The sequence below is a fragment of the Lentzea albidocapillata genome, assembly GCF_000719115.1.
GTDB lineage: Bacteria > Actinomycetota > Actinomycetes > Mycobacteriales > Pseudonocardiaceae > Lentzea > Lentzea albidocapillata.
In genome coordinates, this window is record NZ_JOEA01000020.1 from 275440 (window position 1) to 295732 (window position 20293).

At 67.8% G+C, this 20293-nt stretch carries 20 protein-coding genes; 17 read left to right on the forward strand and 3 right to left on the reverse strand.

The features are described from left to right. The first annotated feature begins 1 nt into the window (after window position 1). The 9 genes from IG04_RS0131085 (at window position 2) to IG04_RS44375 (ending at window position 10741) form a co-directional block, all read left to right on the forward strand. Window positions 2-1801 carry a sodium/solute symporter gene (locus IG04_RS0131085; RefSeq protein WP_030480301.1) on the forward strand — a complete coding sequence of 600 codons (1800 nt, stop codon included), beginning with the start codon at window positions 2-4 and terminating at the stop codon, window positions 1799-1801. 257 nt (window positions 1802-2058) lie between these two features. Then, window positions 2059-2409: a DUF485 domain-containing protein gene (locus IG04_RS0131090; RefSeq protein WP_030480302.1), complete on the forward strand. Its 351-nt coding sequence runs from the start codon at window positions 2059-2061 to the stop codon at window positions 2407-2409. Further along, window positions 2406-3998: a solute symporter family protein gene (locus tag IG04_RS0131095; RefSeq protein WP_084590032.1), complete on the forward strand. Its 1593-nt coding sequence runs from the start codon at window positions 2406-2408 to the stop codon at window positions 3996-3998. Before IG04_RS0131090 ends, IG04_RS0131095 begins: the two co-directional genes overlap by 4 nt. Window positions 3999-4116: 118 nt before the next feature. Continuing rightward, entirely contained in the window at window positions 4117-4602 is a 486-nt protein-coding gene (locus IG04_RS0131100) for a SigE family RNA polymerase sigma factor (protein ID WP_030480304.1), read from the forward strand. Then, window positions 4602-5405 (forward strand): L-type lectin family protein, encoded by an 804-nt coding sequence (locus IG04_RS0131105; RefSeq protein WP_030480305.1) that lies wholly within the window; start codon window positions 4602-4604, stop codon window positions 5403-5405. The genes IG04_RS0131100 and IG04_RS0131105 overlap by 1 nt, the downstream gene beginning before the upstream one ends. A 59-nt stretch (window positions 5406-5464) precedes the next feature. Then, window positions 5465-5803, forward strand: a complete 339-nt coding sequence (locus IG04_RS0131110; protein ID WP_090006701.1) for a rhodanese-like domain-containing protein — start codon at window positions 5465-5467, stop codon at window positions 5801-5803. 2 nt (window positions 5804-5805) lie between these two features. Then, the gene (locus IG04_RS0131115; RefSeq protein ID WP_245816639.1) at window positions 5806-6711 is read left to right on the forward strand and encodes a DUF4328 domain-containing protein; all 906 of its coding nucleotides are present in this window, start codon (window positions 5806-5808) and stop codon (window positions 6709-6711) included. Window positions 6712-6777: 66 nt separating this feature from the next. Then, on the forward strand, window positions 6778-7791 hold the full coding sequence (locus IG04_RS0131120) for a glycerophosphodiester phosphodiesterase (protein ID WP_030480308.1): 1014 nt from the start codon (window positions 6778-6780) through the stop codon (window positions 7789-7791). A 40-nt stretch (window positions 7792-7831) separates the two neighbouring features. Then, complete coding sequence (locus tag IG04_RS44375) at window positions 7832-10741, forward strand: NACHT domain-containing protein (protein WP_051771012.1); 2910 nt, start codon at window positions 7832-7834, stop codon at window positions 10739-10741. Here IG04_RS44375 and IG04_RS0131130 read toward each other — a convergent pair. Continuing rightward, a complete protein-coding gene (locus IG04_RS0131130; RefSeq protein WP_030480310.1) occupies window positions 10728-11912 on the reverse strand; it encodes a cytochrome P450 in 1185 nt (394 codons plus the stop codon). The two genes, IG04_RS44375 and IG04_RS0131130, sit on opposite strands and share 14 nt — an antisense overlap. Window positions 11913-12001: 89 nt before the next feature. Between IG04_RS0131130 and IG04_RS0131135 the strand changes: the two genes are divergently transcribed. The 8 genes from IG04_RS0131135 (at window position 12002) to IG04_RS0131175 (ending at window position 18297) form a co-directional block, all read left to right on the forward strand. Further along, window positions 12002-12742 carry a glycerophosphodiester phosphodiesterase gene (locus IG04_RS0131135; protein ID WP_084402032.1) on the forward strand — a complete coding sequence of 247 codons (741 nt, stop codon included), beginning with the start codon at window positions 12002-12004 and terminating at the stop codon, window positions 12740-12742. 27 nt (window positions 12743-12769) lie between these two features. Next, the gene (locus IG04_RS0131140) at window positions 12770-13705 is read left to right on the forward strand and encodes a DUF5926 family protein (protein ID WP_030480312.1); all 936 of its coding nucleotides are present in this window, start codon (window positions 12770-12772) and stop codon (window positions 13703-13705) included. Window positions 13706-13743: 38 nt separating this feature from the next. Continuing rightward, window positions 13744-14079, forward strand: coding sequence for a DUF952 domain-containing protein (locus IG04_RS0131145; protein ID WP_030480313.1), 336 nt, complete (start codon window positions 13744-13746; stop codon window positions 14077-14079). Between the two features lie 87 nt (window positions 14080-14166). Continuing rightward, window positions 14167-14691 (forward strand): SigE family RNA polymerase sigma factor, encoded by a 525-nt coding sequence (locus IG04_RS0131150; protein ID WP_051771046.1) that lies wholly within the window; start codon window positions 14167-14169, stop codon window positions 14689-14691. A gap of 3 nt (window positions 14692-14694) precedes the next feature. Beyond that, window positions 14695-15498, forward strand: coding sequence for a hypothetical protein (locus IG04_RS0131155; RefSeq protein ID WP_030480315.1), 804 nt, complete (start codon window positions 14695-14697; stop codon window positions 15496-15498). A 172-nt stretch (window positions 15499-15670) separates the two neighbouring features. Continuing rightward, window positions 15671-16258, forward strand: coding sequence for a hypothetical protein (locus IG04_RS0131160; RefSeq protein WP_030480316.1), 588 nt, complete (start codon window positions 15671-15673; stop codon window positions 16256-16258). A gap of 495 nt (window positions 16259-16753) precedes the next feature. Further along, window positions 16754-17161 carry a YciI family protein gene (locus IG04_RS0131170; RefSeq protein ID WP_030480317.1) on the forward strand — a complete coding sequence of 136 codons (408 nt, stop codon included), beginning with the start codon at window positions 16754-16756 and terminating at the stop codon, window positions 17159-17161. Window positions 17162-17163: 2 nt separating this feature from the next. After that, window positions 17164-18297, forward strand: a complete 1134-nt coding sequence (locus IG04_RS0131175) for an RNA polymerase sigma factor (protein WP_030480318.1) — start codon at window positions 17164-17166, stop codon at window positions 18295-18297. A 71-nt stretch (window positions 18298-18368) separates the two neighbouring features. On the opposite strand, the gene IG04_RS0131180 is transcribed toward IG04_RS0131175, so the two are convergent. Further along, window positions 18369-18929 (reverse strand): ferritin, encoded by a 561-nt coding sequence (locus tag IG04_RS0131180; protein ID WP_030480319.1) that lies wholly within the window; start codon window positions 18927-18929, stop codon window positions 18369-18371. A 102-nt stretch (window positions 18930-19031) separates the two neighbouring features. Continuing rightward, complete coding sequence (locus tag IG04_RS0131185) at window positions 19032-20219, reverse strand: arginine deiminase (protein ID WP_030480320.1); 1188 nt, start codon at window positions 20217-20219, stop codon at window positions 19032-19034. Window positions 20220-20293 lie beyond the last annotated feature (74 nt).

Below are 20293 nucleotides of genomic sequence, written 5' to 3' on the forward strand. Positions count from 1 at the left end.
CATGACCACCACCATCTGGAGCCTCAGCGCCATCGTTCTCGTGGCGGCCGTGACGTTCCTGCTCGGCTACGTCGGGTCGCGCAAGGCGAACACCACCCCGGACTTCCTGGTGGCGCGCCGCGCGATCCCGGCCACCCGCAACGCCGCCGCGATCTCCGGCGAGTACCTGTCCGCGGCGTCGTTCCTCGGTGTCGCCGGGCTCGTGCTCAAGGACGGCGTCGACGCGCTCTGGTACCCGATCGGCTTCACCGCCGGGTACCTCGCGCTGCTGCTGTTCGTCGCCGCACCGCTGCGCCGTTCCGGCGCGTACACGCTGCCGGACTTCGCCGAGGCCCGGCTGGGATCGGTGAACGTGCGGCACTTCAGCACGTTCTTCGTGGTGTGCATCGGCGTGCTGTACCTCGTGCCGCAGCTGCAGTCCGCCGGCCTGACACTGACCACGATCACCGGCCTGCCCGCGTGGTTCGGCGGCCTGGTCGTCACGGTCATCGTGGTGGTCAACGTGCTGGGCGGCGGCATGCGCGCGATCACGCTCGTGCAGGCGTTCCAGTACTGGGGCAAGCTCTTCGCGATCGCCGCGCCCACGTTCGTGCTCTTCGTGGTGTTCCTGGCCTCTCCGGACCGCGGCACGCAGCCGCTCGGCGACGACGGTGTGATCAGGTTCCCGCAGGCCGAGAAGATCACCGTGGCCGAGCAGGTCGTGAAGGTCCGGGTCGACGAGCCGCTGACGTTGAAGGTGAGCGGCCAGATCGACGGCAGGGACGCGGACGGGCCGGTGTTCTGGGGCCGCGGCGTCTACGAGCTGAGTCCCGGCACGACGCTGGAGTTCACCGCGGGCAGCCCGGTGCCGGTGGTCGACGGCTCGCCGACGACGAACCGTGACTGGTCGCGCCCGCAGACCGGCGGCATCTCCGAGCTGATCAGGACGTACTCGCTGATCTTCGCGACGTTCCTCGGCACGATGGGCCTGCCGCACGTCCTGGTGCGCTTCTACACCAACCCGGACGGCAAGGCGGCCCGGCGCACGGCGTTGCACGTGCTCTACCTGCTGGGACTGTTCTACATCTTCCCGACGGTGCTGGGCGTGCTGTCGAAGCTGTACCTGCCGCAGTTGCTGGTGAACGGGAAGACCGACGCGGCGGTGCTGATGCTGCCCGAGACGATGCTGCCGAACCTGGGCGGTCAGATCGTCGGCGCGATCGTCGCGGCGGGCGCGTTCGCGGCGTTCCTGTCGACCTCCTCGGGACTCGTCGTGTCGGTCGCCGGGGTGGTCTCGACGGACATCATGCCGGGCAAGGTTCGTGACTTCCGGTGGGCGACCGTGTTCACCGGACTCGTCGCGATCGGTCTCGCCCTGCTGCTGCCGCGCTCCGACGCGTCACTGACCGTGGCCATGTCCTTCGCCCTGGCGGCGTCGACGTTCTGCCCGCTTCTGGTTCTCGGCATCTGGTGGCGAGGACTCACCTGGGTGGGCGCCGTCTGCGGCCTCGTGGTCGGCGGCGGCCTGGTCATCTCCGCTCAGGCCGTCAGCGTCGTGAGCTCCTACACCGGCCGCTGGGCGCCCGCGTTCATCACCCAGCCTGCGCTGATCACGGTGCCGGTGGCGTTCATCGTCATGATCATGGTCAGCAAGGCGACGCGCAGACGGGTTCCGGCGGACGTCAGCCAGATCCTGCTCCGGCTGCACGCGCCCGACCCGCTCGGCTTCATCCAGGACCGCTCCATCGCCCGCTTCGGCACCGCCGAGGAGAAGGCCCGGTTGGCGGACGACAAGCGCAGGGGAGCTGGTCGAACACGGTGAGTAGCCATCGTTTCAAATGGGTGAAAGTTGGTCACTCGAATCGGTGAACGGTAAACAAGATCACGCAGGGTGCTGTTCGTCTACGCATACTGACCGCTCGTCGCATCACCCGACTGCTGGGCGCAACGGCACGATCGGGGACTTACCTGAGTGACTCAAGTCTCCATACGGTCTCGACCAAGAACAGACCGCACCTGGAGGCATTACGTGCACGTCACGTTGCTGACACCTACGACGAGTACCGCGAGGAGGGGCCTGTGAACACCGCCGATCACACCCCGTCTGAGTCGGCCCCAGACGCGCAGAACTGGGCCGACGTACAAGCGAGCGATGACTTCAAAGAGCTGAAGCACCGACTGCGAAAGTTCGTGTTCCCCGTCACCGGACTGTTCCTAGCGTGGTACCTGCTGTACGTACTGCTCGCGGACTACGCGCACGGCTTCATGTCCACCAAGGTGTTCGGCAACATCAACGTCGGGCTCATCTTCGGCCTGCTGCAGTTCGTGTCGACGTTCGTCATCACGACGCTGTACGTGCGGCACGCGAACAAGAACCTCGACCCGCTGGCGGAGAAGCTCCGCAACGAGATCGAGGGAGACGGCAAGTGAACGAGTCCAGCCCGATCCTCAACATCAGCATCTTCGGTGTCTTCGTCCTGATCACGCTGTTCGTGGTCATCCGGGCGAGCCGGAACAACAAGACCGCCGCCGACTACCTGGCCGCCGGTCGTGCGTTCACGGGTCCCCAGAACGGCATCGCGATCGCGGGTGACTACCTCTCGGCCGCGTCGTTCCTCGGCATCGCGGGCGCCATCGCGCTCAACGGCTACGACGGCTTCCTGTACTCGATCGGCTTCCTGGTGGCGTGGCTCATCGCGCTGCTGCTGGTCGCCGAACTGCTGCGCAACACCGGCAAGTACACGATGGGCGACGTGCTGAGCTTCCGGATGCGCCAGCGTCCGGTCCGTGCCGCCGCCGCCACGTCGACGATGGCCGTCTCGTTCTTCTACCTGCTGGCCCAGATGGCCGGTGCCGGTGGTCTCGTCGCCCTGCTGCTCGGCATCACGGGCTCCGGCGGCCAGGCGATCGTCATCGCCGTGGTCGGCGCCCTCATGATCGCCTACGTCCTCATCGGCGGCATGAAGGGCACCACCTGGGTGCAGATCATCAAGGCGGTCCTGCTGATCGCCGGTGCCGGCATCATGACCGTCTGGGTGCTCGGCAAGTACGGCTTCAACCTCTCGACCCTGCTCGGTGCCGCTGTCGACGCCGCGCCGAAGGCGGGCGAGAAGCTCCTGGGCCCGGGCCTGCAGTACGGCAAGACCGGCGTCAGCAAGCTGGACTTCCTCTCGCTGGCACTGGCCCTGGTCCTCGGCACCGCGGGTCTGCCGCACATCCTGATGCGCTTCTACACCGTGCCTACGGCGAAGGAAGCCCGTCGCTCGGTCGTGTGGGCCATCTGGCTGATCGGCATCTTCTACCTGTTCACCCTGGTCCTGGGCTACGGCGCCGGCGCGCTCGTCGGTCCGGACGCGATCAACGCGGCACCCGGCAAGGCCAACTCGGCCGCCCCGCTGCTCGCGCTGGAACTGGGTGGCCCGATCCTGCTCGGCCTGATCGCGGCCGTCGCCTTCGCGACGATCCTCGCGGTCGTGGCGGGCTTGACGATCACGGCGTCGGCGTCGTTCGCACACGACATCTACGCCAACATCATCAAGAAGGGCAAGGAGGAGGACAAGGACTCCGAGGTCAAGGTCGCTCGCCTCACCGCGATCGTCATCGGTCTCGTGTCCATCGGTGGCGGCATCATCGCCAACGGCCAGAACATCGCGTTCCTCGTGGCACTGGCCTTCGCGGTCGCCGCCTCGGCGAACCTGCCGACGATCCTCTACTCGCTGTTCTGGAAGAGGTTCAACACCTCGGGCGCGCTGTGGAGCATCTACGGCGGTCTGATCGTGACGATCACGCTGATCATCCTGTCGCCCGCCGTCTCCGGCTCGCCGACCTCGATGTTCAAGAACGCCGACTTCGCGCTCTTCCCGCTGTCGAACCCCGGCATCGTGTCGATCCCGGTCGCGTTCCTGCTCGGCTACGTCGGCCACGCCCCCGTACAACCAGTACGAGAACGTGGGGGCGACACCACGATGCACCCGTCTGACCGCGAATTCCCCCGGCAACGTTCCGGGCCACACCACTAGTTCCTGTTCGACGAGAACGGGCCGTCCCTCACGGGGGCGGCCCGTTTTTCGTGCGTGCAACCTCTCGCGGGTCGCTCGCGTATTGAATGTGAACGCGGCACAAGCTTGGGGGACCGGAGTGCGACGGGACGAGGAGTTCTCTGAGTTCTTCACGAGCAGGTTCGACTGGGCCCGGCGCACGGCGTACGCGTTGTGCGGCGACTGGTCGGAAGCGGAAGAACTGGCCCAGAACGCGTTCGTGAAGGCGTACGCGAAGTGGCCGAACATCCGGCGCGAAACAGCGGAGGGGTATGTCCGCACCATCGTGACGCGCCTGTTCCTCGACAGCAGGCGCCGGCGCCGTGAGGACGCGGTCGCCGACCTGCCCGACCGCGGGGTGAGCGGCGGTTACCTCGATCCCGATGCCCGGCTGTTCACGGCGTTGCGGCAGGTGCCACCGAAGCAGCGGGCAACACTCGTACTCCGTTACGTGCACGATCTGTCCATCGAACAGACGGCCGCTGAGCTGGGCTGTTCGACGGGCAACGTGAAGAGTCAGACGGCCAGAGGCTTGGTGACGCTCCGCGAGGCGTACGGCGAGCCGATCAACTCGGAGAGTGCCTGATGAACATCGAGGAAGAGCTGCGCGGAGCTCTCGACGTGTCCGCGCCTCCACCGATGACGACCTTGGACGATGTGCTCAGGCGCGGAAAGCGCCGGGTGTACGCCAAGCGCGGTGGTGCGGCGTTCAGCGCCCTGGCGGTCGTCGCCCTGATCGGGCTGGCGACCATCATCCGGCCGGTGACGGATTCGGTGCCCCCCGCCCTCTCTCCGCCCTGGGAGATGACACCGCTCAGCACCCCGGCGCGGGTCCCCCTCGACGGCAGTTGCGCCGAGGTCCAACGCACGAAGCCGCTGACCGTGGCGTTCGGCGATGCGGCGTTCGATGCGGGAAACCTCGCGAACCTCGTGAAGAACATGGGGGTGGAGCTGCCCGCGGTGCAGGTCGGCGAGGCGCAGGCGCGGAACAACGAAGCCGTCCTCAACGTCCGGGACGGACGTGGTGAAGGTTCTCTCCGGTTGTGGGTCGGCAAGTTCGCGGGCACACCGGTCGAAGCCGCCGACGACGGTCTCTGGGACTACGGCCTGTGCTCACCCGGCATGCGGGGCGTGCTGCCGGACGGCACCGTCCTGCAACTGCAACCACAGCACAGCCTCGACGCGGCGGCGGCATTCGCGCAGGTGCTGTTCGTGTACCGGGCGGACGGGTCCGTCTACCGCATCCAGCAGGCGAACTCCACACTCAAGCTCCTGAGCGCAGGCACCAGCTCCGAGCGCCGGGAACTCGTGCTGACCGACCAGGTGACGTTGCCGTTGACCGACGAACAGATGGGAAAGCTCGGGCTCGCCGTCGCGGAGGGAGTCTGAGGATGTCCCGTGCCGGAGGTTCACGTCCGTGCAACCTCCGGCATGGGAACATCTGAGGCGTGACTGTTCCAAGCGTGGAGATCGCCGACGTGCCGGCGCAGCTGCCCGAGGGCGCCGTTCTGCTGGACGTGCGCGAGCAGGACGAGTGGGACGCCGGCCACGCCCCCGGCGCGCTGCACGTCCCCATGAGCGAGATCGGTGCCCGGCTCGCCGAGGTGCCGAACGACGTGCAGCTCTACGTCGTGTGCCGTGCCGGTGGCCGTTCCGCCCGCGTGACCCAGTACCTCAACGAGAACGGCTGGGAGGCCGTCAACGTCGAGGGCGGCATGCAGCACTGGGAAGCCGCCGGTCGTCCGCTCGAGGGCGGCGCCGACGGCATGGCACCCGAGGTCATCTGATCGTGCAGCCGCTGCAGCCGATGCGCGTGGACTGGGTGGCGACTCCGCCGCCCGGTGCGTACCCGCAGCCGTCGCACCGGTCGCAGCGGCCGTCCTACAGCGGCCCGCCGAACTACCCGGTCACGCCGCGCTGGGGCTTCCCGCTGCTCGCGTGGCGCTGGCCCACGGCCGTGCCCGGCACGGTCGAGCGGCCCGACTCGGTCGACGCCGTGCGCCGACTGGGCCGGACCGCGCAGAACTCGCTGTGGCTGCTCGCCGCCGTCGCCGTGTGGGGCGCGGGCTCCGAGATCTGGCGCTACGTGCTGGTCGCGCTGAGCCGGTTCGGAGCCCTGTCCTCCGGTGTCGTGAGCACGTCGGACGCCATGGTGGTGTCCTCGTCGGCGATCACGATCACCGGCTGCTTCCTGTCGCTGATCCTCACCATGCTGTGGGTGCGGCGGGCGCGGAACGTGGCCGCGACGCTCGTGGGCTACGGGCCCTCACGCCCGGACCGGGACGTGCTGATCGGGTTGATCGTGCCCGGCGTCAACCTCGTGGTGCCCGGCTCGGTGCTCGCCGAACTCGAACACGCCGTGGCCCGCAGGCCTGCCGGCGAACGCCCGACCCCGTCGAAGCTCCTGCGCTGGTGGTGGGGCCTCTGGGCCGGCTCGGGGCTGATGGTCGTGATCGTGGTCCTGTGGTCGTTCCGCTCCAGCACCCAGGCCCTCGCGGACGGCGTGCTGCTGCACGCGTTCGCCGACCTGCTGCTCGCCGGTGTCGCGGTGACGTCGGCACTGGTCGTCCGCCGGATCACCACCCTGCTGCTGCCGGTGGACTCCGCGTCCGTCCGGCTGATGCGCGTGGTGGAGGTCAAGGACGCCCCCGAGCCGCCACTGCGCTCGGTCCGCGCGTCCGGCTCGCCCCGCTGATCTGTTCAGGCGACGTTCGCCCTGGTGGACCTTCCGGCGTTCCCCGGTGAGTGCCAGGTTGGAGGAATGCGGACACTCATCGGGGCTCTGGTGATCGCGCTGCTCACACCAGGCGTCGCCCAGGCACACAACCGGGACTTCGACCTCCAGGCACACCGCGGCGGCATCGGCCTGACCGTCGAGAGCACGCTCAAGGCGTTCGGCAAGGCGCTCGAACTAGGTGTGACGACCCTGGAACTCGACCTGCAGATCACCAGGGACGGCCGCGAGGTCATCACCCACGACCGCAGGACGAACCCGGCGAAGTGCCTCGACACCGCGCCCGCGTTCCCCGGCGATCCCGAGTTCCCCTACGCTGGCAAGTACGTGAAGGACCTGACGTTCGCCCAGGTGCGGACGCTCGACTGCGGCAGCACGAGGTGGTCGCAGTACCCGGACCAGGAACTCTCGCCGGGCGCCCGTATGCCCACCCTGGCCGAGCTCTTCGACCTCGCACGCAGGCACCGCGCGTGGGGCATCCGCTTCAACATCGAGACCAAGGTCGAGGCAGCGGCTCCGCACGAGACCGCGCCACGAGAGCAGTTCGTGCAACGCGCAGTCCGCGAGATCCGCCACTCGGGCTTCATGCGGAACATCACCGTCCAGTCCTTCGACTGGGGCACCCTGATGCGGTTGCGCGAGGTCGAGCCGCGCATTCCGCTGGTGGCGCTGACGCAGCCGGAGATGCTGCGGCCGGGCTCGCCGTGGACGGGCGGCCTTGAACTCGCCGACTTCGGTGGCAGCGTGGCTCGGGCAGTGAAGTCCTTCGGTGCCAAGGCTTTGTCGCCCGTGCACGGCAACCCGCAGAACGGCAAGGTCGGCGACCCCGGCTACGTGCCGTTCACGACCCGCGAGCTCGTGCGGGACGCGCATCGCCACGGCCTCAAGGTGATCCCGTGGACGACCAACGACCCCGCCACCATGCACAAGCTGATCGACGACGGCGTCGACGGCATCATCACCGACTACCCGGACAGGCTGCGCGAGGTCATGCAGGAGCGCGGGTTCAAGCTCCCGCGCAAGTATCACCGGTTCGGCTGATTGCTGTAACTCCCGGTCGTTCCGGTCCGAAGTTCCTGACATGGCGCAGGACATGGGACACGCGAACGATCTGCTGAAGGCGATCCAGGAGTTCGCTGAGCGCTACCTGCCAGCCTGGCTGGTCACCCCGCTCATCGCCGTTGGGCTGTTGCTGCTTCTGTTCAAGTACTTCGGTGCGGGCCAGGCCATCGGGCGCGGCTGGCGCTGGCTGACCACTCGCACGGACAAGCGGCGAGCTTCGCGGCGAGCGCGGTTCGCTGACCACGTCGAAAGTCAGATGCGGAGACTCGGAGAGAAGGAGGAATGGCGCGACACCAGGTACGCCGAACTGGAGGCGGAACTGGAGATCACCGGTCGACGTCGGCGATTCCGCCGCACCTCGCTGAACTCGTTGCGTCGCGTGCCGTCGTTGTCGAAGGCGCTGGAGGAGTGCGAAGACCGCATCGTGCTGCTCGAAGGCGAGCCTGGTGCGGGCAAGAGCGTGGCGATGCGGCATCTCGCGCAACGCATGGCAACCAGGGCGATGCGCAGGCCCAGCGAGACCTCAGTCATTCCGGTCTACGTGAACCTGAAGACTTTCCGGTGCGACACCAGACCGAATTCGGCAGACGTTCGAGCCTTCGTGATGTCCTCAGCCAACGCCGTGCGCGACCGCGATGTCGAACGCTTCCTGGACGACGAGTTCGATCGTGGGCTGAGCGAGGGGACGTGGCTCTTCCTCTTCGACTCGTTCGACGAGATCCCGGACATCCTCAGCGCCACCGAGGCGAACGACGTGATCGTGGACTACGCGGATGCCGTGCACGCCTTCCTGCACGGAATGAACAAGTGCCGCGGCATCGTGGCGAGCCGTGAGTTCCGCGGTCCCGGCCGCGCGGAATGGCCGACGTTCCGGGTCGTTCCGTTGTCGGAGAAGCGGAAGAAGCTGCTGGTCGAGAAGTCCGAGTTGCCTCCGGACACCGAGGATCTGCTGCTCGGCGAGCTGCCCACGGCGGAAAGCGGCGTGCAGCAGATGTCCGGAAATCCGCTGTTCCTCGGCCTGCTATGCGAGCACATGCGGGAGGGTAGCGGTTTCCCGACCAACGTCCACGCGGTGCTGGAGACCTACATCGACCACCGGCTCGATCGCGACGTCGAGCGTCTGCGCGGTCACTTCGGCGTCACCGGTGCAGATGTGCGCGCCGTGGCGGAGGAGTTCGCCTTCCTGATCGCGGACCAGCAGTCGCTGGGGCTGGAGGTGCCGAAAACGCAGGCGGCGACCATGCTCGCCGCCGCGACGGGCCGGCCTGCGGACGAACTCGCCCGCGCTCTGGATGCGTTGGTATACACGAAGATCGCGCGGATCGGCGACGACGACAGCGTGACCTTCTCCCATCGGCGGTTGCAGGAGTACTTCGCCACCTGCGTGGTGATCCGCGAGCCGGACCGGGTGCCCGTGCTCACCCTGCTCACCAGCGGGCAGTGGCGAGAGACCGCCGTGACGATCCTCCAGACGCAGCAACCACAACAGGCGGAACGGTTGCTGACAGCGGCGCTTTCCCTGCTGCCCGGCGACATCCCGGATACCACTGAGCTCGGCTTCGCGTGGCCATCTGGGCTGCTGTACTTGCTCAACATCCTCGCGGAAGGCAGCTCACCCGCGTTGCTGAAGACGCACCCGGAGGTTCCGTCGCGCGTGGGCGCGCTGCTGGCCGAAGCGTGGGAGAACGGGCGGCACTTCGACCGGAAGTGGGTGCTGGAGGTCTGTTCCGTCGCCACGGAGGAGGAGTGCCAGGAGTTGCTCGACGCTGGATTCGCGAGCCAGAGCGAGTGGTTGCGTCAGGAGTCGTTCGCGCAGTTGCGGCGAGTGCCGCAGTTGGCGGAGCCACTGCACTTCCAGGTTCGCCGGATGTTGCTGGACCTGAGTGTCGGTGGACGGCTGCGTCGCGACCGGTTGTCGGTGCGGGCACAGCTGAAGCGCACCCCTGACCCTGCCGTCTTCGAACGCGCTATGCGGTTGTTGCTGGCAGGACCGCTGCTGTACGCGGCCCTGGTGGTGCCCGCTATCTGGACTCTGATCTGGCTCACCGAAGCCAGGTGGGTGGTGGGCGTTCTCTTTACGGTTCTCGCGGTTGTCTACTTCTTCGTGGTCAGATTTCTCTACGCCCATTCCTCCACCAGTGGTGCCCGCATGCGGGCAATTGTTCCATGGCTGGAACCCGACGAGGCCAGTTCGGTTTTCGCGACGGCCGTTCTGTTGGCGTCTGTAGTGCCGTTCGGCATGTTCCTTGGTAGCTGGTTTTCTGGTTTAGGTTCGTTCTTGGGTGGATGCGTCGTTGCCCTTCTCGTCTTTCTTGGTCCCGCTGCCCTGCTTTCCTCGGCGCGGGGACGTGGTGGGCCTCCGCGAGTGCCGTCGTTCGAGGTGCCGAGCTTGGGATTCTCCGACATTTTCGTCGGCAGCGGGATCAAGTTGCGTCGGTGGAAACATGCGATAATAACTGGGTTGCCTCTGGTTTTTGTGGTGGCCTTTGTTCTGGGTGATGTCTACTGGGCGCTGATGGCTGTTGGAATCGCGTTGGCGGTCGTTGTTTTGCTTGTGATAATAGTGGCCGCCATCCTGATGACAGCTAGAGCGGGGGACCAGTTGCAGTTGCTGGTTGACCTTCCGAGAATGGTTCGCACGGAGCGGCCTTCACTGGCACAGTTGCGGGCAGGCTTGGCCAAGGCGTACGACGCGAACGTTGCTTGCGCGCTCTTCGTTGCGATGCACCAAAAGGACGAGGCCTGGCCCGTCGACGTGGTTGCTTGTCTGCACCGGGTGGCCGCCGCGATGGAAAAGCGCGACTTCTCCTCGCCTGACCTGCCTGACCACGCCGATCGCCGGGCTTGGGTGCATAGTCCAGACGTGCTCGACCAGCTCAGCATCTTCCTTGTAGGTCAGCGCGCGAAGGCACTGCTTACCCCGCGCTGAGCGGCAGCGAGTGCAGGCCGCGGATCACGAACTCCGCGCGCCGGTTGGGCTCCTCGGCCAGCACCGCGCCGGGCAGCTTGCGGTGCAACGAGGACAGCGCCGCCTCCACCTCGATGCGGGCGAGCGGCGCGCCCAGGCAGTAGTGGATGCCCATGCCGAAGCCGAGGTGCTGGTTCTTCTCGCGGCCGATGTCGAGGACGTCCGGGTTCTCGAAGACCAGCGGGTCGCGGGCGGCGGCGCCGAGCAGCGCGGCGATCTTCTCGCCGGGTTCGACGACGTGGCCGGCGATCTCCACGCGTTCGGTGGCGGTGCGTTCGAAGAGCTGCAGCGGCGAGTCGTAGCGGATGAGTTCCTCTACGGCCGTGGGCATCAACTCGGGGGAGAGGCGTTCCCACTGCGAACGGTGCCGCATCAGGGCGTAGACGCCGTTGCCGATGACGTTGACCGTGGCTTCGTGGCCCGCCATCAGCAGGAGCACTGCGGTGGCGACGAGTTCGTCCTCGGTCAGTCTCGCGCCGTCGGTGTCGGTGACGGCGACCAGGTCGGACACGAGGTCGTTGCCGGGGGAGACGCGGCGCAACGCGATCAGTTCGCGCAGGTAGGCGACGAACTCGGTGGACGCGCGTTCGGCCAAGGCCTGCTGCTCCGCGGGCAGGCCGTACTCGTACATCTTCACGATGGCGTTCGACCACGGCTGGAGTAGGTAGCGGTCCTGCTGGGGCACGCCGAGCAGTTCGGCGATCACCTCGACCGGCAGCGGCGCGGCGACGTGGGCGAGCAGGTCGCCCTGGCCCTGGTCCTTGATCTTGGCGACGAGTTCGTCGACGAGCTTGTCGGCCAGGTCGGCGACCCACGGGCGCAGGCGCTCCACGTGGCCGCGGCCGAACGCGGCGGCGACCAGGCGGCGCAGGCGGGTGTGCGCGGGCGGCTCGTTCTCCAGCATCGAGTTGCGGTGCAGCAGGTTGAAGGCCATGAACTGCTCGACCGGCTTCACGTCCGACCAGATCCGGCCGACCGAGCGGTGCCGCAGGACCGCCGAACAGGCGGCGTGCGAGACGGCGACGGCGATGCCCATCTGCTCGTGGTGATGCACCTCACCGGCTTCGCGCAGGGCTGCGAAGGCCGGGTAGGGGTCGGCGATGAACGCGGGATCACGCTGGTCGAACGTCACAAGGCGGGACGGTAGGTCGCGATCCGCGTTTCGTCCACGCCGATTTGATTGATGACTCAAATTGTTGCCAAGGAACTATCGTTCGGGGTGTGCAGCAGCCTGCGATCGTCGCGCACCGCGGCGCGTCCACAGACCGTCCCGAGCACACCATCGGCGCCTACGAGCTCGCGCTCAAAGAGGGTGCAGACGGCCTTGAATGCGACATCCGGCTGTCGAAGGACGGCGAGCTCGTGTGTGTGCACGACCGCACGCTCGCCCGCACGTCGAACGGGCGTGGCACGGTCAGCGCGCTCACGCTCGAAGAGCTGAAGACGTTCGACTACGGCAGCTGGCACCGCCACGGCCAGCCGGCCGGGCTGCTGGTGCTCGACGAGCTGCTGGAGCTGGTCCAGGGCACGAACGTGCAGCTCTTCGTCGAGACCAAGCACCCGGTCCGGTACCGCAACGAGATCGAACGCAAGCTCGCCGAGGCGCTGAAGAGGCATGGCCTCACCAGCCAGATCGTCATGATGTCGTTCTCGCCGACGGCGGTGAAGGCGTTCCGCGACCAGGCGCCGGACATCCGCACGGTGCTGCTCCTCGACCGCCTGGGCCGGTACCGCAGCGGTGCGCTGCCGTCGTTCGCCGACTACACCGGGCCGGGCGTGCACCTGCTCCGCAACGATCCCGGTTACGTCGATCGGGCGCGGCGCGCGGGCCACGAGACCTACGTGTGGACCGTGGACGGAGCCGAGGACGTCGCGCTGTGCCGTGACCTGGGGGTCCGCTACCTCGCGACCAATGCCCCGGCGAACACCCGCCGCCTGCTGACGGCTAATTTGGCCACCTAGACAAGCCTGAGCACGAGGAGGGCCAAGGTGGCCAAGCGGACCGCGGTCAAGGACGCACCGAAGGACGGCATCAACCCGAAGCAGCCCTGCCCGTGCGGCTCCGGCAAGCGCTACAAGGCCTGCCACGGCGCGCCCGGCGGCGCGACGGACGTGATCGTGTCCCGGCCGTTCGAGGGCCTGGCCGCCGAGTGCGAGCTGATCGCCCTGCGCGAGTTCGTGCCGTCCGCGATCGTGAAGCTGCCGGTCAAGGACGGGCGCGAGGTCACGCTCGCCACCGTGCTGCCGATGGCCGCCGCCGGTCTGATCCGCGGCGACGACGTGCCGTTCGTGGGTCTGCAGGTGCAGACGCGGTCCGGCGACATCAGCCGCGACCTGGCGCGGGCGCTGCAGTGGGCACAGCAGGCGAAGACCGGTGACGTGCTGCCGGTCGTGGGCCCGGACGCCGGCGAGAACCCCGCCCGGCTGCAGGACCTGCTCGACACCGACGCCGACATCACCCCCGTGCTGCACACCGACTTCGTGTGGTGGATGCCCGAGGGCACCGAGCCGACCGGTGAGGTGGCGCTGTCCCTGGAGCGCGCGAACGCCGCGATCCTGCCGACCGAGCGCCTCGACGCGCCCGGCGTGAAGGCCGCCTACTGGGTCGACGCGGGCGACAAGGCGCACCTGCGCTGGGTCCGTCCGGAGCCCGAGGAGAAGTTGGTGCCCGCGATGGCCAGGCTGGCCGCCCGCGGTGAGCTCGACCTCGGCGAGGGCTCGCGCTACGCCGGTTCGTTCCGCGCGCACGGCCTGCTCGTGCCGGTCTGGGACCTCGACCGCGAGATGCACGCCCGCGAGTGGGCCGACCCCGCCGAGGCACTGGGCAAGCGCCTGCTGGAGGCACTCGCCTCCGACGAGCCGCTGTCCGACGCCGAGCGCCGCGCCCGCGACGGCCTGCGCGGTCGTCAGATCACGCTTCGATGACCCTGTCCACAGGGTTGTCCACAAGGAGCTGTGGATAAGTGCTGCTGCACATCATCTCGACGGCCGACTGGGCAGCCGCCCGGTCGGCCGGCTCGATCGCGCCCGCCGGCGAGGACTTCGTGCACTGCTCCGATCGGGGAGTCGTGCACGTGACGGCCGGCAGGTTCTTCCACGGGCAGAGCGGGCTGTTGCTGCTCGTCATCGACCCGAAGCTGCTCGACGTGCCGGTGCGGTGGGAGGCCGTGGCGGACTCGCCGTTGTGGTTCCCGCACGTGTACGGCCGGATCCCGGTCGCGGCGGTGGCCGAGGTGCACGAGTTCCCCTGCGAACGGGACGGTTCGTTCGTTCTCCCGGAAGCCGTTGCCGTTCTGTGATTTAGTTGGGCAACCGTTTGGCGCGCCCGGGCGTGGACCCCTCGAAGCCAGTCTGCTGCTTCGGGGAGGGGGCGTGCCGTGACGGCGGTGCTGCAGCTGGAGTCAGCCGCCGAACGCGGCGGAGGAAGAGCGGAAGCCGTGGGGGACTTCGCGGAGTTCGTGCGCGTGTCGATGCCCGGACTTCTGCGTTATGGGCATGCGCTCACCGGAAACCCGCACGACTCGGCCGACCTGGTGCAGTCTGTGCTGGAGAAGGTCGGGTCCCGCTGGGCCGCCGTGCAGAGCAAGGGCGACGACCCGCTCGCTTACGTCCGCCGGGCGATGGCCAACACACACATCAGCATCTGGCGTCGGCGTCGGCGGGAAAACCTCGTGGCGGACATCCCCGACCGTGGCGCCGTGGCACCCGAGCTGAGCAGGCTCGAAAACGAACCGCTCTGGCAGGCACTGCGCTCGTTGCCGCCACGGCAGCGAGCGGTGGTCGTGCTGCGCTACTACGAGAACCTCTCCGAGGCCGAGATCGCACACGCGCTCGGAATCTCGTGCGGCACGGTGAAGAGTCAGAGCAGCAAGGCGATGGCGAGTCTCCGGACACGCCTGGGAAAGGACTGACCGGTGGGCGATCTGGACGATGATCTGCGCAGGCTCTTCAGCGACGATCGGCTGGTCGTCCACGTGCCGCCGGACGTGACCGACTCGGTGGTCCGTGGAGCGCGGCGCCGACGCCGGCGACGCACTGCCGTCGCCAGCGTGTTCGGAGTGGTGGCCCTGGCCGGCGTGGGCCTCGGCCTGGCCGAGATCCGCCTGCGGAATCCCGGCGACTTGGCCGGTCCGCTGCTGCCGACCGCCTCGTCCGGCACCCCGACGTCCCCGCCTCCGATCTCGGTCAGCACGTTCACCTCGATCGCGACCGTCACCGTCGACCCGCCGCCGAACTCCAACGGCGGCAACCCCAGCCCCAACCTGGGAACCACGGGCAAGAAGACTACGAACCCGCCCCCGCCGGCCACGCCGGAGGCGCAGGCGGGCCGCTACGGATCGCTCGCGCTGGGAATGTCAGAGGCGAACGCCCTGAAGACCGGATCGCTGGTCGAGCCGAGCACTCCCGCTGACGAGGAGAACCGCTGCACGGCATACGCCACGCAGTCGGTGCCGGACTCCAACGCCGTGATCGTCTCACCGGTCAAGGGCATCGTGCGGATCACGCTCGCGGCCTACGCCAAGACGCCTAAGAACGTCGGCGCCGGTTCGACGGTCGACGCTGTGAAGACCGCGTACCCGAATGCCACGCAAAGTGGTTCCGCCGTGGTCGTGGCGATGGCCGCGACACCCAAATGGTCGTACATCTTCGAGAGCGACGGCGCAAAGGTGACGACGGTCCAGATGCGCCTTTCCGACAACGACTGTTCAACCGTCTGACCGAGCCTTGCCGAAACCCCGCCGCTCTTTGGGAGTGCGGCGGTGTTTTGGTATGCCTCTTTTTCGAGGCCTGAAGAAGTCGGTTCTTCGTGACTTTTCTGTGACAACGAACTTCGCAACCAATCCGCTGTGCCAGCGTCTTACGGGTGTCTGAAACAGGGGGGTACCTGAAATGAAGAACGCAATCAAGATCGCATTCGTGGTCGCTGTCGCCACGGTCGGAATCGCCGCGTGCACCGCCGCGCCCGAGGCGTCGCGGAACACCGCGGCCGTGACCGCGGAGCCGCTGCCCGCACCTCCGTCGCCGACGGTGGTCACCGAGTTCACGACCGTCACCGTGACCAACCCGCCCAGGCCCGACGCCTTCGTGAAAGTCGACACCCGCCTGGGCTACGGCCCGCTCAAGCTGGGCATGACGCTGGAAGAAGCCAGGGCCGCCGGTCTGACCGACATGACCTGGGAGAGCCGTGGCGACGGCTTTTGCGTGGCCGATGACAGGATGGCGATCTCCAAAAAGTACGGCGTCGTGAGGATCACGCTGCCGACGGACGCCAAGACGTCCAAGGGGATTGGTGTCGGCTCGACCTTCATCGAAGTGAAGAACGCCTATCCGGACGCGTTCGAGTACCGCAATGGTATGACGACGAGCATTGACGACAACGCCGCCTACACGTTCCGTAACTCGCTGCAGGTAACGGATGCGGTGGTCGGTGTGAGGCTTGAATCGAAGGTCGCAGACTGCGTGTCAATGCTCCTCTGACAATTGTGCCGAACGGCCTTTCGTTTAATGGCCGCGAATTCCACGACCAGCCCGCTTCGCCTGGACGTCGTACCCGCCCCGCTGGGGGTGGGGCGGGTACGCCTTCGCGCAACTTCCTGGGGGAGAAAATGAACCGCTCGCTCGTTCTCATCACCGTCACCGCCGCTCTCGCCCTGTCCGCATGCACGTCCGCGCCTATCCCGGCAGCACCGCCACATCCGCGGCGGACATGAAGTCGGACGGCGTCGGCATCGGCGCCACCGAAGCCGCACCAACTGGAGCACCCAGTTGCCGGACAACCCGAACGCCTCGATCGCGTTCACGGGGAACGATGACGGCGTGCTGATCCACGCCCAGCTGATGCACCGCGACCAGGACTGCCACAGCTAGCCGAAACAATCTTGGGCGGCCATGTCGAGATCCGCGTTTCGGTTCCGTCTCCCCGGTGAAAGCGGCCAGGATGGTCGCGACCGAACCCGAGGGAGACGATCCGAGATGGCCAAGTACCTGCTGCTCAAGCACTACCGCGGCGCACCTGCCCCGGCGAACGACGTGCCGATGGACCAGTGGACGCCAGAGGAGATCTCCGCACACATCCAGTACATGAGCGACTTCGCGGACGAGCTCAAGGCCAGCGGTGAGTACGTCGACGGCCAGGCGCTCGCGCAGGAGGGGACGTGGGTCCGCTACGACGGTGAGGGACGGCCGCCGGTCACCGACGGTCCGTTCGCGGAAACGAAGGACCTCATCGCCGGGTGGATGGTGATCGACGTCGACAGCTACGAGCGCGCGCTCGAACTGGCGGGGAAGCTGTCGGCGGCGCCGGGCAAGGACGGCAAGCCGATCCACGAGTGGCTCGAGCTCCGTCCGTTCTACGGCACCGCGCCGACGATCACGGAGTAGCTGTGGACGAGGCACTGCTCAGGAGTCTCACGCCGGCCGTGCTCGGCATCCTCGTCCGCCGCGGAGCCGATTTCGCGGCGGCCGAGGACGCCGTGCAGGACGCGCTGGTGGAGGCTGTCCGCGTCTGGCCGGAGGATCCGCCGCGGGATCCGAAGGGCTGGCTGGTCACGGTGGCCTGGCGCAGGTTCCTCGACGCCACGAGGGCGGAGACGGCGCGGCGCCGGCGTGAGGACCTCGTCGACGCCGAACCCGAGCAGGGGCTCGCGCCGGACACCGACGACACGTTGCAGCTCTACTTCCTGTGCGCGCATCCGTCGCTCACGCCGCCGTCGGCCGTCGCGCTCACGCTCAGGGCCGTCGGCGGGCTGACCACCCGTCAGATCGCGCAGGCCTACCTGGTGCCGGAGGCCACGATGGCCCAGCGCATCAGCCGGGCCAAGAAGACGGTCGGCGACGTGCGGTTCGACCAGCCCGGCGACGTCGCCACCGTGCTGCGCGTGCTCTACCTGGTCTTCAACGAGGGCTACTCCGGTGACGTCGACCTGGCCGCCGAGGCCATCCGGCTCACCCGGCAACTCGCGGCCGCGATCGATCACCCGGAGGTCGCGGGCCTGCTCGCGCTCATGCTCCTGCACCACGCCCGCCGTGCCTCCCGGACCACGGCGGGCGGCAGGCTCGTGCCGCTCGCCGAGCAGGACCGCGGCAGGTGGGACACGGCGCTGATCGCCGAGGGCGTCGAGATCCTGCAGGCGGCGCTCGCGCAGGACCGGCTGGGGGAGTTCCAGGCGCAGGCGGCCATCGCGGCACTGCACGCGGACGCGCCCGTGGCCGAGGAGACCGACTGGGTGCAGATAGTCGAGTGGTACGACGAACTGCTCGCGCTCACCGACAGTCCCGTCGTCCGGCTGAACCGGGCGGTGGCCGTGGGCGAGGCGGACGGACCGCGCGCCGGACTGAAAGCATTGGCGGAACTGGACGAAACGCTTCCCCGCTACTCGGCCGTGGCGGCTTATCTCCACGAACGCGACGGCGACCGGCGAACGGCCGCGAAACTCTACGCCGAGGCCGCCGGCAAAGCGTCGAACCTCGCCGAACGGGAATATCTCACCCGTCAGGCCGCCCGGCTCAACAACTGAAAGGACCGCCTGCCCCGAAACGGGTCAGGCGGTCCTTTTGTGTTCAGGCACTCAAGCGTGCGAAGAAAAACTCAGATCGTGCCGCCGGCGGCGGTCGGAGCGCCGGAGTCGGAACCCTCGTCGCCGACGCTTTCGCGGGTCAGGAACGTCTCCACGTAGAACATGTTGCCGTCCGCGCGGTCCATGATCGTGAGCAGCGTCTTCATCGAGGAGACCTCCTCGACCTGCTCCTTCAGGAACCACTGCATGAACTGCTCGCCGATGTAGTCGCTCTCCTCGCGGGCGGCCTTCGCGAGCGCGATGATCTGGGCGGTGACCTGCTGCTCCTGGCTCAGGGCCAGGGCGACGAGCTCACGCGGGGACTTGAACTCGTTGATCGGCGTCTCGACGCCGGGAATCGCGACCGGGATGTCGTTGTCCATCAGGAACTGCACGATCATCATGGCGTGGTTGCGCTCTTCGAGGGCCTGCTTGTAGAAGTGCGACGCGAGGCGCGGCAGGTCCTCGTTGTCGAACCACACGGCGAGCGCGATGTACTGCTGCGAAGCGGAGAACTCGTTGCCGACCTGGGTCCGCAGCAGCTCGCGGAAGTTCGACTTTCCGGACAGGATCTTCTTCACGTTCGAGGCCATGAAGGGTACGTTAACCCAAAATGGGATCATGCGCATTCCAGGAAAAGCTAACCTTTGTTTGGAAAGGTAATCCAAACAAAGGTTAGGCATTCCTAATGTGATCTACACCAATGGTGCCCGGTCGATCGGGCACGACATGCAGCGGGGGCCGCCGCGGCCGGAGCCCAGTTCCGAACCGGCGATCCGCAGCACCTCGACGCCCGCGTCCTCCAGGCGCGCGTTGGTCTCGACGTTGCGCTCGTACGCCACGACGAGACCGGGAGCCACGGCGAGGGTGTTGTTGCCGTCGTCCCACTGCTCGCGCTCGGCGGTGACGACGTCGAGGCCGGTGTCGATCACCCGCAGCCGTTCGATGCCCATCGCCTCGGCCGCCGCCTCCAGGAACGGCACCGGGCCGTCCACCCGCACGCCGCCGTCGCCGTCGGACCGCAGCGGATAGGCGGTGAGCGCGTCGCTGATCGCCGGGTACATCACCACGGCGTCGCGGTCGACCATCGTGCAGACGGTGTCGAGGTGCATCGTGGCCCGTTCCTGCGCGATCGGCACCGCCAGCACCGTGTGCGCGAGGCCGTCCGCGAGAGCGGAGCGGGCGAACGACTCCGCGCCCGCCGGGGTGGTCCGCTCGCCGACGCCGATGGCGATCACGCCGGGGGCGAGCAGCAGGACGTCGCCGCCCTCCAGCGGTGCCGAGTGTGCGCCGTACGCACGGCCCGTGCGGCGGAACCGCGGGTGGTAGGCGTAGATCAGGTCGGTCAGCGTGGTCTCGCGGTCACGGGCGGGCAGCGCGAGCGACGTGATGGCCACGCGGTCGCCGACCCACACCGAGGAGTCGCGGGTGAAGAGCAGGTTCGGCAGCGGGTCGACGGCGAAGTCGATCGGCAGGTGCATCTTGCGCACCAGCGACGCGCCTTCGGCGGCCGGCAGTTCCTCGAACGTCATGCCGGTCATCAGCACGTGCGCGAGCTGTGGCGCGTCGAGCGACGTGAGGTGGCTGCGCAGCGCGTCGGCCAGGTCGATGCCCAGGCGGCGTTCGTTGACGGCGCTGTGGATGCCCGCGATGCGCGCGCGGTTGTCCTCCAGTGCCTGCACGAGCACGTCGCCCAGCAGCAGGACCTCGACCCCCTTGGAGGTCAGCGTCGCGGCGAACGCGTCGTGCTCCTCCTGGGCCCTGCCGACCCACGGCACGCCGTCGAACAGCAGCTGGTCGTTGTTGCGCGGGGTGAGCCTCTTGAGCTCGTTGCCCGGCCGGTGCAGCAGCACCGTGCGCAACGGACCCACCTCGCTGTCCACCCGGGGTGCGGCGTCCGGAAGTGCTTCGGTCTCAGCGATCGTGTGCGCGGTCACCGATCGAGCGTAACCCTGAA

What these genes read in the sequence shown, in the direction of transcription:
- IG04_RS0131085 (WP_030480301.1), top strand. Translation starts at nt 2, where the DNA reads ATGACCACCACCATCTGGAGCCTCAGCGCCATCGTTCTCGTGGCGGCC.
- IG04_RS0131105 (WP_030480305.1), top strand. Translation starts at nt 4,602, where the DNA reads ATGAACATCGAGGAAGAGCTGCGCGGAGCTCTCGACGTGTCCGCGCCT.
- IG04_RS0131120 (WP_030480308.1), top strand. Translation starts at nt 6,778, where the DNA reads ATGCGGACACTCATCGGGGCTCTGGTGATCGCGCTGCTCACACCAGGC.
- IG04_RS44375 (WP_051771012.1), top strand. Translation starts at nt 7,832, where the DNA reads ATGGCGCAGGACATGGGACACGCGAACGATCTGCTGAAGGCGATCCAG.
- IG04_RS0131160 (WP_030480316.1), top strand. Translation starts at nt 15,671, where the DNA reads ATGAAGAACGCAATCAAGATCGCATTCGTGGTCGCTGTCGCCACGGTC.
- IG04_RS0131170 (WP_030480317.1), top strand. Translation starts at nt 16,754, where the DNA reads ATGGCCAAGTACCTGCTGCTCAAGCACTACCGCGGCGCACCTGCCCCG.
- IG04_RS0131180 (WP_030480319.1), bottom strand. Translation starts at nt 18,929, where the DNA reads ATGGCCTCGAACGTGAAGAAGATCCTGTCCGGAAAGTCGAACTTCCGC.